The organism is Pseudoalteromonas piscicida, from assembly GCF_002208135.1.
Lineage (GTDB): Bacteria > Pseudomonadota > Gammaproteobacteria > Enterobacterales > Alteromonadaceae > Pseudoalteromonas > Pseudoalteromonas piscicida_A.
On sequence record NZ_CP021647.1, the window covers coordinates 957,636 to 971,256 of the forward strand.

Consider the following 13,621-nt stretch of genomic DNA (forward strand, 5'->3'; position numbering starts at 1 on the left):
GATGAATTAACAAGGACACCCACCTCAATGCTTGCTGAAGCGTTAAGGTGGATGTCCGTTTAAATCCTTCCGTATGCTCTCCTTGGTGAGTGACTAAAAGCGATAGTGGAGACCAACATCGGCTTTGCGCTCAGCCCCCATCCAGCAGTTGCTTTCGTCATAGCATGCGCCAACGTATCGCTTGTCACTGAGGTTGCTGATGCTAAAAGTGATCCTGGCTTGTTCGCTGAGTTCATAATCAAAGGCGATGTCGAATAAGGTATAGGATGGCACGGTATCTGAGTTGTATTTGCCAACATAACTCTCGCCAACATACCGAGCACCAACACTCACTTTAAGTGCGCTTAACAGGCTTGGATAATAGTTTAACCAAAGCGATGCGGTGTTATCTGCAACCCATACTAGGCGTTTTCCTATCAAATCTTGGTCTAATTCGTTTTTAGTGACCTTTTGGTCTAAATGCGTTGCGTTGAACTGCACATTGAGTTGTTCGTTAACGGTGTGAGAAGCCTCAAGTTCAATACCCTTGGACAGGATTTCACCGGCTTGGGTTTTCGTGACAAAATCTTTGCTGTTAATGATTTCGTTTTGTTTGGTGAGATCAAATACCGCAAATGTGAGTTGTGTATCGCGAGATTGATATTTAACGCCAAGTTCCCATTGTTCTGCTTCTGTTGGCTTGAAGGCTTGTTGAGTGACGCTATCTTCTCCTGCAACGGGTTCAAATGACTGGCTATAGCTTACGTAAGGTCGCCAACCAGAATCCAGCTGATAAAGTGCGGCAATTCTTCCGGTGAGTTGGGTGTCATCAATATTTGATTCCGTTTGCCACTCGGTGCCAGCGTAGTTTTTGTCGGCAGTAACTTCACTGGTGAAACTGTCGTATCTAATACCTGCCAAAAGGGTCAACGCTGATATTGTTACTTCGTCTTGGATGTAAAACGCACGGTTACTTTGTTCAATATCGTGCGCTTCGGTATAGAAGTTAAGTGGCAAAGCGCTGACATCAAACGCTGCATAATTGGGCGCTGCTAGATTAATGCTTGGTGTGCCTGTCCCGAGTGTATCCCAATATCCTACGGTTGAGCTTAAGGTTTTGTATTCAAAACCCAAGAGCAAGTGATGTGATGAGCCACCAACCGTAAAGTTAGTAGACAATTGGTTGTCTAAAACATAGCCATGTTGCGTTTCATCGGTTTTATATGCTGCACGGGCAAGTATGGTATCACTATCAGCAATTAAGTTTTGGTTGTAGGTATTTTGCTGCAGGCCTTCTGCATCGGTGTAACGCCAGTTGGCAAATAAAGACCAATCGTCGGATAAATTATGCTCCAGCTTTAGCCCGGCCATTAGCGTTGTTCTATCAAAATTAGACCAATTGATATCGCCTGCAAATGCATCGGTATCTAGATAACCGTAACTTGCACGCGTGAGTGTACCAACACTATGTAAGGGAGTGGACGGTATGGCTTTGGGATCGTCTTGGTAATAAAGCTGTGCGGTTAGCGCCGTATCATGGTTAGGTTGCCAGCGCAGTGAAGGCGCAAACACAGTGCGTTCTTCTTCCGTTGTTTTTTGTTGACCATCACTTGTTCTTGATATCGCAATGGCGCGATAGCTTAATTCATCGGTGATCACACCTCCATGATCAACGCCGATTTCTTTGAGTGCTCTGCTACCGAGTCTTAGGCGAACCTGGGTTTGCTCAGTGCCATTGGCAAGCTTTGCGATTTGGTTAACCATGCCGCCTGGCGGTGCTGAGCCATAAAGTACTGACGCTGGGCCTTTTAGCACCTCAATGGTTTCGGTGGCAAAGGCATCAACTTGAGGATATAAATTCCAAAGATTGTTAGATTGCAGTTCTAGGCCATCGTAATAATTTCGATAAGACTCAAAACCTCGAATTGTGTATTGATCAAAAATGGTGACCGTACTGCGGCTCTCTGGAGTGATACCAGAAACATAGCGTAACGCAGCATTGACCGAGTCTGCCTGGCGTAGCTGCAGGGTATCTTGATCTATATGAGAAATAGAAAAGGGCGCGTTGATTGGTGCTAAAGACGACTTGGTTCCGGTACTTTTATATTGGCTGCCCTGAACTGCTATTCGTTCTAACTCATCTATTTTGTTTTCATTGGCACTCGTGGTTTGAGAAAGCAGTGACAGGCACACTGCGGCATAGAGCGTGTTAATTTTCATTGTACTATTACTATGGATAATGAGAGTGATTCTTATTATATATAGTTGCACGATTCAGTTTTGTCTAAGAGTGCACTCGTTGCGAAATTTGCTTGGGTGAAAGAGAAAATAATTGCTTAAAACGACGGCTAAAGTGTGCCTGATTTTTAAATCCGCTATCAATAGCGATTTGATTTAATGATGCGGAGCTATTGAGTAACTCAAAATAAGCGCGAGTGAGTCTGGTGCGGATCAGATATTCACTGGCACTCAGATCAGACGAAGCAAATAATTTGTGGATATAACGTTTAGACCAGCCAGAATACTCACATAGCATGTCGATACAAAATGCTTCATCACTTGCATGTGTAGAGATGAGCCGTTTTAACTCCGCTAGTGGCGACGTTGGCAATTGGGTCGGTTGGCAAGTACTTAGATGCAGTACAATTTCATCTTCAAGCCATTTTGCCGCTGTTGAATTTAACGCTGTGGCGGTTAAAGCGCTTTTGAATAACGCTGGTAAGCTTGGGGGAATAGTCAGTGCTTGTCCATGCAAAAGCCGCTTGCCGGTTCGAGATGCTAACCAATTGATTGGAAAATTGAAACTAACGGCGTGGTATTGTGTAGGAAGGTGAAACACATGTTTTTGATTTGCTTCAAGATAGATTAATTGCGTTAGATCAGCACGCTGCAAGGATTGCTTAGTCAGCCACCAACCATTTCCTTCCGTGATAAGAATGAGACTACCATAGTTTTCAGGCATCATCGCCGCTGTTTGCGTAGTGCGATGGTAAATAATGCCATCGAGCTTTACTTGCGAGATGCTACTGAAGATGAGCGGCACTTCTGTGTGTAGTTCACCGTCAGACACATGGTCATAAAACCCTTGATGTAATAATTGGCTATAGAGATCTAGTACAATACTCATTAAAAACAAAAATGGCGGCTCAAACGAGCCACCACTGTACTTGTTTTTTCAATAAATCCCAAACGAAATTAGATTTATTTGTAATAAATCTAATTAGTAGCTAGCAACGAGTGTTACACCTGAGAAGCTTGAGTAGCCTCGCAACTTGATGTAATAAGTTGCACCTTGGCCTGAATTTAAGCTGCAAGATTCATTATTACCATTTAAGAACGGACGACAGTCATAGGTTGATGTCGTAGGTGCCGCACCTTTTCGAACATATAAGTCTGCATCGCCAGAGCCGCCAGAGCTTGCTACTGTCAAGGTTACATTTGCTGGAACATCAATGGTGTACAGCAACTCTTGGCCAGATGCACCAGCTAAGCCACTTACTGGGATGCCATTTTCTAAGCAGTTGCTACCACAGCCACCTGGATCAGATGAGTAAGTACCAGTGAGGGTCGCATTTGCATACGCAGCGTAGCCATTTAGCATCACATACCAATCACCAGCAGTTGGATTGGTGAAATCGCATGATTCATTATTACCATTTTGGAAAGGGCGACACGCATAGCTATTTAGTGTTGGTTGAGTGCCTTGCTGTACATAAAGGTCGGCATCGCCAGTACCACCAGCTAGCGAGAAGTTCAGCGCGCTAGCCCCTGCTGGAACCACCAGCTTATAGAAGGTTTGCTGACCAGATGCACCAGATGCACTGACACCTTGGCCGTTAACTAGCTCTGTTATTGGATCTGGATCTGGGTCCGGATCAGTACCACCAGCTAGCGTGTAAAGTAGTTCATTAGGCGAGCCGCTTTGCGGGTTAGACACTTTACCTTTTGATGAGCGTTGGCTCAGCAAGCTATCAATTTGTGACGGGCTTAGACTTGGATTTTCATCCAAATATAGCGCGACAGCACCCGCAACGTGCGGTGCGGCCATCGAAGTACCGCTGATGGTATTGGTTGATGTATCTGAGTTATACCAAGCAGAAGTAATGCTTGAGCCCGGTGCATAAATGTCTAAGCAGTTACCATAGTTTGAGAAGCTAGAGCGTGCATCGCTGCTGGTGGTTGAGCCAACCGTGATTGCATTGGCTGCACGCGCAGGTGAGTAGTTACAGGCGTTGCTATTGTCATTCCCCGCTGCAACAACAAAGCTAACGCCTGAAGCAACTGCGTTGTTTACTGCATCATCAACCGCTTGAGAAACGCCACCACCCAAACTCATGTTGGCAACTGACGGGCCTGATGCATTGTTTTTAACCCAATCAATACCAGAGATAACGCCTGAATACGAACCAGAACCGTTACAACCTAATACTCTAACCCCAACGATGTTGACGTTCTTCGCTACACCATATTCACCACCACCAATTGTGCCAGCAACATGGGTGCCGTGACCGTTACAGTCTGTTGCATCATTGTCATTATCAACAAAGTCATAACCATGTGATGCACGGTTACCAAATTCATTGTGACTGATGCGAACACCGGTATCGATAACATAAGCCGTTACGCCAGTACCATCAAAGTCATAATGATAGTTTGAGTTTAGTGGTAAGTTACGTTGATCCACACGATCTAGACCCCAAGTTGGATTAGCTTGGTCGCCACTTGCCGTGATAGCTGGGGTTACTGTAACCACTTGGTCTTGTTCGATATAGTCAATATTTGGATTATTAAGAAGCCCTTTTAGTTGTTTTGCAGACGCGTTAATCACCACACCGTTTAGCACACCACCAAACTCTTTTGTAATACTCACGTTGTGTTTGTTCTGTAACGCTTTAGCTTGCTTATTAGCGAAGGCTGCAACCGCTTTGCTGTCTTTGACATTTAAGACAGAAGGTGTTGTGAACACCACAATATATTGATCTTCGATTGCTTTGTTTGACTCTACGCTAAGAATTTTAGCGGCTTGTGCGTTGACTGAAGTCAAGCCTGCTAATACTGCAAAACTAATAGCACTTAATTTACGCATTTTGTTGTTCCTTGCATGTTGTTTTGTTTAATTGTGTTTACCAGTCTCAAGGTTATGAACTTACCTAGCTGCTGTAGATGCGTTATCCACCAAAGTTCAACGCTTGGTTGCGTTTGTTTTAAGATAATGAACAACGCCAGCTAAATAAAAATTGCACATAATTTCGACTGGTTACACTAGGATAGAAGCAAAGCTTAAAAAATAAACAAAAAATACAAAAAAAATTTACAATGTGTTTTTAAATGCATAGATTAGCTGGCCAAATAAGCAAGAGGTTTATTCTTATTCTATATATATTATCAATAAATACAGTTGGTTAGTGTTGATTTTAGAGAGAGGTAACGATACAGGGAAAGTGGGGTAAATAGGCTGGAAAAATTCCAAATGAGTATAGGATATGTTGTTTTTGTTAATTTATCTTTACGTTTAAGCTTGGCTTTTGACTTTTGAATTCTAAACAAGGACAAAGCCAATCAAGGTGAAAACCATGCTTATTATTAAACTTGGTTGAGACAGCATTAACTTCTCTTTGATCCTCATTTTCTATGCCGCTTTGTTGAATATCGCGGTTATATAACCTGAGGTTTGGATAAGGAATGTTCCAACTCATTGTTTCTAAAGAATAACTTAGTTTTCTTCCTTGTCTAGCCAGAGAGTTTTAGGGAAAACACCGCTTCCGCGTCCTGCTCTCGCTAAGGTACCTACATCCTGTAGGCAAGGCGAATTTACGCACCAATAGCTGGCTATTGGAAGTGAATTCAACGCAGTTAGCGCTAAAACTGGCTGCTAGAAAGGCATTAATTATCAGCAGCTCAGGTTATATAGCAACTTTAAAGCCACTAAACCATCCCAAGTTAAGCCCTTTTTGCAGTAACTGCATCACCACTGCTGTGCCTTTTGCTAAATCATCACTTTGCTCGGCAGCGTATTCACAGACAAAACTAAACGGCAGCGCATTCATCATGCTTTGTAGACAAGTAAATTCGGCTTCCGTTAACGAGTGATACCCAGTGCGCATATCGCGCTCTCGGGCGAGTATCCAATAGTTCGGTTTAGTGGACACTTCTGGGACTGGTGTACTGTTTTTTAACGCTTGCCAGCTGTCGACCGCATTACGTGTAAATCCCAATAAGTGAACGCTGGGGTGAAAGGTAAACTGCAAGTTTGGAAATTGTGCTGCTGCGATTTTTTGTAGATGCACAAGTCCCAACTGAGGCGCATCTTCTGCGTCAAAAGCACTGAGTAATGTACGTTCAAATTGTGCGATTTCAGTAAGGATTGGGTAGTGCTTAAATGGCTCAAATTGACTTAAATACTCAGGAAGCGCATCGCCAAATTGGCGTAATGAAGTCGAGCGCGAAGGAAAGTGCTGCAGATAGCCTGCAAACATTTCGTCAAACAGCGCATCACCCAAATAAAAACCAAGTATTTCATGATCTTGTTCTAATACCTTTTTTAATCTGATGTGGTAAGCGTTAGTGTATATTTGTGCACGTTGCGCGACATTGAGGCCGTTTTGATATGCAATTTCAGTCATTAATTGGCTGTCATCGCCTTTAAGCATCGCAATAAAGGCGTGTTGCAGCGCGGCGAGATCAGCCATATGTTCTCCAACTGCTCGGGGCTATTCCTTTGGCCAAGTTTAGCTCTTGTAACAACCCCGCGAGTTTAGGAAAATTATCGTCACGTTCAATCATGGTATTAATGGGGGATCTGTTTTGGGTGTATTGTCGATATAAACTCCACACCGCTTCACAAATTGGTTGGTCATGTGTATCTATAATATGCGTCCCAAAATCGCTATGGCCGGCCAAGTGGATTTGTGCGACCGCTTGCGTTGGTATGGCGTTTAGGTAAGTCATTGGATCGAATTGATGGTTGCGCGAGCTTACATACACATTGTTGATGTCGAGCAATAGCTGACATCCTGTACGGAGATGTAACTCCTTCAAAAATTCCCATTCAGTCAGCTCAGATTGTTTGTAGTTTAGATAACTTGAGACATTTTCAAAGATCATTGGACGCTCAAGGTAATCTTGCACTTGTTTGATTCTTGTGCAGAGGTGTATCAGCGCTTCTTCAGTGTAGGGAAGAGGCAATAAATCATGGCTACTAAATTCGCCTAAGCTACTAAAGCAAACGTGATCTGACACCCATTCGGGTTCGACCCGTGCTATGGTGCGTTTAAGTTGAGCGAGGTAATTCATATCAAGAGGTGAGGTGCTGCCTATCGACATCGACACCCCATGCATCACAATGGGGTAGTGCTCTTTAATCTGCGATAGGTAATACCAAGGCTTGCCGCCGTCGACAAAGTAATTCTCAGAGATAATCTCAAACCAGTCCACTTGCGGTCGAGTGTCGATAATAGAGTCAAAATAACACGTGCGTAGGCCAAGACCAAAGCCCAGAAAGGGTACTGACATAGTTTCGCTCTTTTAATGCATAGTGCGTGTTTATCTTTTGCAACATTAATCTTGATAGATAAACACGCGCTGAGGTTAAAGCAGCCGGCTTAATTTACATGATCGATAGTGAGAATGAATTCTCACATTGATTATGTTGAAGCGTATTAGCTTTTCGCTTTGCCGCCGATATCAGCACAAGCTTTTGCTGGCATGCTGACAAATCCAGTCCCTTTGCAAGAAGCGTGTCCTGCACATGCATTGCTTGCGGTTTTACAATCGTTATGGCCCCCGCACACGTTGACATCGTGACAGTGCACTAGGTCTGATTTTGCGACACTGCCAACCCAAGCGTCCTTCTGATTACCACCGACATCGCTACACGCTTTGCTCGGCATGGCAACAAAGCCTGTGCCTTTGCAAGAAGCTTGCCCTGAGCAGGCATTGCTCGCTGTTTTACAATCGTTATGTCCACCGCAAATATTGACGTCATAACAATGCACTAAATCTGTTTCAGCTGCCGCGGCTTGCGCACTCGTGGAGTTATTTTCTGTGCTATTACAACCCACTAAACCTGCTACCATCATCGCCATTGCAGCGCCCGTTAATGCTTTCATGTTTTTAATCCTCATTGTTATCTATTAACGTGCTTAGCTTCGGCCAAGGGGCTGCTTATCTTTCAAGTTTGTTTTTGCAGCAGTTTGATTGCCATTTATACAAGGCTGAGCCAGCGTAGCATAGTTGTTCTATGTAAGTCTGGCGATAACACAGTAGAAATGCCAATCAAGCGCTGCCCTTCGGGTTCACCTGAGTGTGCTTCGTTCTTTGTTGCTCAACTTTAGCTTAGCCCACTATGCGGCAAGTCGAGCGCCGCGATCAAAACTCACTCAGGAGAACAAAAATCAAACAGCAAAGGTAAGCAGCCCCTGGGATTATCGAAACGCAGTCACGTTATAAAAGACCTAGTAACCGCAAGATCCATTTCAGTGTAGAAGAAAAAATGCAGGGTAAAGTTAAATCTTACGAAAATAGGAAGGCGTTAATCCCGTCCAACGCTTAAATGCACGGCGAAAATTAGTGATGTCGCTAAATTGTAAAGCGGTTGCAATTTGTTCATTGGAATAGCCTTGCTCGGTTACGTAAAACATGGCTTGTTGACGATGCAGCCTGTCTTTTTCGTTGATAAAAGTAGTTTGATGTAGCTTGAGTTTGCGTTTAAAGGTTGCGGCACTCATGCCCATCATTTCGGCGATTTGCTCACTATGATATTTAGGATACTTTAACTGTAAGCGGTGCAGCTGAGCGAGAAACCCACGCTGTGGTGAGGGCAAGGCTTTTAACTGTCGAGCCACCAAATAGGGGAAAGTGCCAACTTGTTGCTGCGCTAAAGCTTGGTTACTCATTACAACGGAGAAATCACTGTGATCAAAGCTGTAAGCTAGGTGTATATGGCTAAGGTATTGCGCGACTTCTTTTGGCTTTGTGTAAGGAAACTGCAACGTCAATGTGGTTTCAGGGCTGCGCCACTTAAGGTAGCCACAACAAAGGCTTGCCATTGCTTCGCATAAAAATCGCGTGACCGCAGGCTTACCTTCTGCAATGGCGGGTGAAAACAGTAAATGGCAGCTTGTTTCTGACTGGAGTTTTCTAACGTGGTAAAAAGGCAATATATTCAAACCTTTAAGCAGTAGTACTTTGAGTAATTGCTGTATGTTGTGGCAATTAAATAACAGCTCGGCATGGTGACTGATTAGCGTATTAAGTAGGTATTGACCGTAAATAAAACTGACTTCCTGACAGCTCGCCTGACTGACAAGGTTGCTTACTATTGTTTCAAACTGCTCATAACTAATGGAGGTTGAACTGGAGTGCAGATCGGTATAAAACAGCTTACTGCCTTTCAAAATGACGTCTGCATGTACACCACGCTGGGAAGCCAACTCCACCAAGGGGAGCGCAAAGTAGCGACTCGCAAGTTGTTTTGTCTGGCACTCAAAATAGGACATTAAGTCGTAGCGACCTTGGTCTGATTCAGCTGGTTCACAAGCTTTGCAATCAGAGGTTCAAATCCACAGTATTTGTCATTCACTTCGATACAGCTCCATCTCACTGCACTATATTGTGGCTGGTTTTGACCGTCATCATGGTTGGCATGACGGGCGATAAATTTGGCTGCACGATTGGCAAAAGCTTGGGCTTGGACATCGTTGGTTTGTGGGTGAATGACCACAAATTTATCCGCTGCAAAACGACAAAGCAGGTCACTCTCTCGCATGCTCAAAGAGAGCATATCGGCAATATCGCGTAGTAACTGATTACTTTTTTGCATACCATGCTGGCGAGAATAAACGGCAAAATCACATATATCGAATAGCGTTAAGCAAAATGGGCTATTGCCATTGGCAAGGCGAGATTGTTCGTGGCTGACTTGGTTTTGCATATACTCAACGCTGTAAAGGCCGGTGACAAAGTCGGTCATGCTGTGGTCACGATAAAAACGCTCTTTTTTCATTAAGGTTTGATTGAATATGCTTTGTTCTTTATACCAGTAATAGGCTGAAATACTCATCAGCACCATGCCAAAGCAAGCAGGGATCGCTTCAAAACTAGTTAAATAATGGGGCGTGAATACCACCATCTCATCCAAAAAATCCCACAACATAGAAACATACATGGCACTCAACCCTGCAAACAGTAGGTTAGTGACGAGCCCTTTTGGTCGAGTGAGCAAGGTCACCGCAATCCAAATCAGTGTCATCAGCGTGAGGCCACCTTCACCAATGCTATCGAGCCAATTGACGTCCGATAGTGGTCGCAGTACTGAGGTATAGGCCGTGATGGTAATTGCAACCAGTGTGAGTCCCACCAGTAGCAACCACCGCGATTGATGAAGTAAAAAAGGCTGAAGTTTCATGTTTGTTGCCTGGTCAAAATTTAGAGCGATATAGTAAAAATTTGTGCTTGGTGCTGATAGGGTCAATTTAGCTCAGCAAAGGCGATGTTTTTATGACAGAAACCGCAACATTTTTGAATAACAGCAGCGAGGAAACCAGTTGTTATTCAGAGTTCAGGTTGAATATTGTTGTCAAAAACCAAAGGAGTGGGGGTCATATCGGCTCAAATTCACGCGTTCGGCTGGCATAAACGCCCTGTTATAGGCTGCAGTGCACTCAAGTGAAATAAACGCGTCACGTTTTCGCACTAGGGTAGCCGCGACGTTTTAGCGGGGCGCTAAAATTCTACTCAACCTGTGCGAGCAAATAATGAAAAAAAATATACCGACAAGCTTTACGCTTTCTGCCGTTGCGATGATCTGCGCTGGACTGACGTTAAGCTCAGCTGCAACTGCTAATACCCTAACTGGACAAGTCAGTTCAGTTTCGCAAAAGAGCCACTTTCAAGGGGCAAAAGTGGTGATCAAAGAATTAGACAAAACCCTTATCTCGGAGCGAGATGGCCGCTTTATGGCAACGAATCTTCCAGCGGGTAATTATACGCTTGAGATAAGTTATCTTGGCGCTGAAACCGTGACTAAAAGCATCACAATTACTGATAACCAAGTCACCGATGTTCAAGTACAGCTTGGTTCTCAATCGGGCCAAATGGACGATATTATTGTTGTGGGGCAAAGAGCCGGACAAGCCGGTGCATTAAACCGACAAAAAAATGCCCTTTCACTTAAGTCCATCGTCAGCGCGGATTCCATCGGTCAGTTGCCGGATCAAAACGCTGCAGAAGCACTGCAACGTTTGCCCGGACTTTCAATTCAACGAGATCAAGGCGAAGGACGTTTTGTGGCAATTCGCGGGATCGACCCAAATCTCAACAACGTGACCATCAACGGGGCCAACGTGCCTTCTCCTGAAGCGGGTGTGCGTTCGGTGGCGATGGATGTCATCCCAAGTGAGTTAGTGCAAAGCCTAGAGGTGAGCAAAACGGTAACACCGGATATGGACGCATCAGCTGTGGGGGTAGCATCGAAGTAAAAAGCCTCAGTGCGTTTGACCGAGAAGGGCAGAGCTACAGCGTGACGCTGCAAGCCTCACACAATGAACAGGTAAGCGAGACCAGCCCAAAAGCGTCGTTTAGTTTTACCGATGTTTATGCCGCAGGCAAAGAGTTGGAGGTTGGGGTTGCAACGGCGGTATCTTGGTTTGAGCGTGAGTTTGGTTCTCATAATATGGAAACCGATGGCGGCTGGATGGAACTAGAAATGGACGATGTGAGCTCAGTAGAAGCAGTGAGCTTCTTTGGTGCTGAGGAAATGGAGCAGCGCCACTATCGTATTACGCGAGAGCGTTTAGGGGCGGCGTTGAACCTTGATGTGCATCACAAAGGGTTTAACAAATACTACTTACGCACGCTCTACAGCAAGTTTTCTGACGATGAATTTCGTCAACGCAATGAGTACAAGTTTGACAAAGGCGATGTATTTGCCGATGAGCTAAGTCAAAATGCGGCCTATTTCTCAGGTACGAAAATGGATAGAGACACCAAGGACAGATATGAAGAGCAAAGCATTTTATCTGTGGTTTTGGGCGGCGAAAACTTAGTGCAGGATTGGTTTATTGAATACAGCATCGGTTATTCAAAATCAGATGAAAGCGAACCAAATCGCTTGGATACCTCATTTGCTGGAGAAGATTTTGCGCTAGGGTATGTACTTGATGGTAAGACACCTTCGCTTGCGGCGGATGAAGCTTCCCAGCAGCTTAGCAATTTTGAAATCGACGAAATTGTCTGGGAGAACAACCTAAGTGAAGATGAAAATACCAGCTTTAGACTGGACTTAACCAAAGACTTCATCTTACTTGGTCACAATGCGCAAATTAAATTTGGTGGTAAATATGCCGACCGTGAAAAGTTTAACCGCGTTGACGCCAAGCTATATGACGGTGGCTTTGATGACCTAACGGCGAAAGACTTTACGGCCAATGAGCCTGAATATGATCTTGGGGCCTTTGGTCCGGGGTTAAGTCGCAGCCAGATCCGCGACTACTTCTACAGCAACCGTAGTGCCCTTGAGCTAAACTCGCTTGAAACTGACATTGAAACACAAGGTCGCTCATACACCAGTGAAGAAACCGTCACCGCGCTCTATGCCATGCTGACGGTCGAAATTGATAAACTCAATGTTATTGCAGGTTTTAGATACGAAGACACCGATTATGCAACGAGTGGTAATCGTGTTGAACTCATTAATGATGAAGTGAATGACGTTGAACGCGTCGAGATCAACCAATGGCAAGTTGAAGATAGCTACGACCATTTATTACCAAACTTAACATTACGCTATGAAATCAGCGACAAACTGATCACTCGTTTTGCCTATACACAGACTCTTGCGCGTCCAAGCTTTGAAGATGCAGCAGCATTTCAAATCATAGAAACAGAGACCACAGAAGATGATGACGAAATTGAAATTGAGCGTAAAGCCGAAGTCGGCAATCCTGACTTAGACCCTTACAAATCAACAAACTATGACCTCTCGGTAGAATATTATCCCGGCGCGATTGGCGTGTTATCCGCAGGCGTTTTTCACAAAAACATCGATAATTTTATTGCCAAAGCCGAGGTGCAAGATAATGGTCAGTGGCAAGGCTATAAAGAAGTTATTCAAAGTGTTAATGGCGGCGCCGCTGAACTGACAGGGGTAGAGCTTGCATACACGAAGAACTTTAAAAATGGTTTGATGCTCTCAGCCAACGGCACATTTATTGATGCTGATGATAACTTACCAAACCAATCCGACACGGTGGGCAACCTGATGTTTGGTTATGAAAATAGCCAAATAAGCGCAAGGTTAAGTGCGTCGTACAAGAGCAAAAGCTTTTTGTTTGAAGAGAACAAGCAGCGCGTTTTCCAAGACGACCATCTGCAACTCGATTTAAGCATGAAGTACTTTTATACCGAGCAAACTCAGCTTTACTTCAACGCGATTAATTTAACTGACGAGCCGATGAGCATTTATCAAGGCGACACTCGTTACAACTACCAATACGAAACCTATGGTCGTTCATTTGAGCTTGGAGTAACGGTAACCTCCTTCTAAGGGAGAAGTAATAGTGGGTGTCCTTGTAAAAGCATTTTAAAAGGACACCCACCTTATTTATATACAGGAGGATGCAGTGGTAACACTGTGTCGGTAACA

At 44.3% G+C, this 13,621-nt stretch carries 9 protein-coding genes and 2 pseudogenes; 2 read left to right on the forward strand and 9 right to left on the reverse strand.

Going from position 1 to position 13,621, the window contains the following annotated elements; genetic code table 11:
* Positions 1-93: 93 nt before the first annotated feature.
* From B1L02_RS22745 to B1L02_RS22775, 7 genes are all read right to left on the reverse strand, one after another.
* Positions 94-2,199 carry a TonB-dependent siderophore receptor gene (locus B1L02_RS22745; protein ID WP_088532990.1) on the reverse strand — a complete coding sequence of 702 codons (2,106 nt, stop codon included), beginning with the start codon at positions 2,197-2,199 and terminating at the stop codon, positions 94-96.
* Positions 2,200-2,263: 64 nt separating this feature from the next.
* Positions 2,264-3,106, reverse strand: coding sequence for a helix-turn-helix transcriptional regulator (locus tag B1L02_RS22750; RefSeq protein ID WP_088532991.1), 843 nt, complete (start codon positions 3,104-3,106; stop codon positions 2,264-2,266).
* A gap of 93 nt (positions 3,107-3,199) precedes the next feature.
* Entirely contained in the window at positions 3,200-5,065 is a 1,866-nt protein-coding gene (locus tag B1L02_RS22755) for a S8 family serine peptidase (RefSeq protein WP_088532992.1), read from the reverse strand.
* A 409-nt stretch (positions 5,066-5,474) separates the two neighbouring features.
* Positions 5,475-5,675 (reverse strand): hypothetical protein, encoded by a 201-nt coding sequence (locus B1L02_RS24850; RefSeq protein WP_088532993.1) that lies wholly within the window; start codon positions 5,673-5,675, stop codon positions 5,475-5,477.
* A 207-nt stretch (positions 5,676-5,882) separates the two neighbouring features.
* Positions 5,883-6,668, reverse strand: coding sequence for a DNA-binding domain-containing protein (locus tag B1L02_RS22765; protein WP_088532994.1), 786 nt, complete (start codon positions 6,666-6,668; stop codon positions 5,883-5,885).
* Positions 6,661-7,491 (reverse strand): DUF692 domain-containing protein, encoded by an 831-nt coding sequence (locus tag B1L02_RS22770; RefSeq protein WP_088532995.1) that lies wholly within the window; start codon positions 7,489-7,491, stop codon positions 6,661-6,663. Before B1L02_RS22770 ends, B1L02_RS22765 begins: the two co-directional genes overlap by 8 nt.
* Before the next feature lie 146 nt (positions 7,492-7,637).
* On the reverse strand, positions 7,638-8,087 hold the full coding sequence (locus tag B1L02_RS22775) for a hypothetical protein (protein ID WP_088532996.1): 450 nt from the start codon (positions 8,085-8,087) through the stop codon (positions 7,638-7,640).
* Positions 8,088-8,246: 159 nt separating this feature from the next.
* On the opposite strand from B1L02_RS22775, the pseudogene B1L02_RS24855 reads away from it, so the two are divergent.
* Positions 8,247-8,462 (forward strand): annotated as a pseudogene (locus B1L02_RS24855) (hypothetical protein).
* 21 nt (positions 8,463-8,483) lie between these two features.
* Here B1L02_RS24855 and B1L02_RS22785 read toward each other — a convergent pair.
* Complete coding sequence (locus B1L02_RS22785) at positions 8,484-9,476, reverse strand: helix-turn-helix domain-containing protein (RefSeq protein WP_088532997.1); 993 nt, start codon at positions 9,474-9,476, stop codon at positions 8,484-8,486.
* Positions 9,476-10,384, reverse strand: a complete 909-nt coding sequence (locus tag B1L02_RS22790) for a GGDEF domain-containing protein (RefSeq protein ID WP_088532998.1) — start codon at positions 10,382-10,384, stop codon at positions 9,476-9,478. Before B1L02_RS22790 ends, B1L02_RS22785 begins: the two co-directional genes overlap by 1 nt.
* Positions 10,385-10,733: 349 nt before the next feature.
* On the opposite strand from B1L02_RS22790, the pseudogene B1L02_RS22795 reads away from it, so the two are divergent.
* Positions 10,734-13,522, forward strand: a pseudogene (locus B1L02_RS22795) (TonB-dependent receptor).
* The last annotated feature ends 99 nt before the right edge of the window (positions 13,523-13,621 follow it).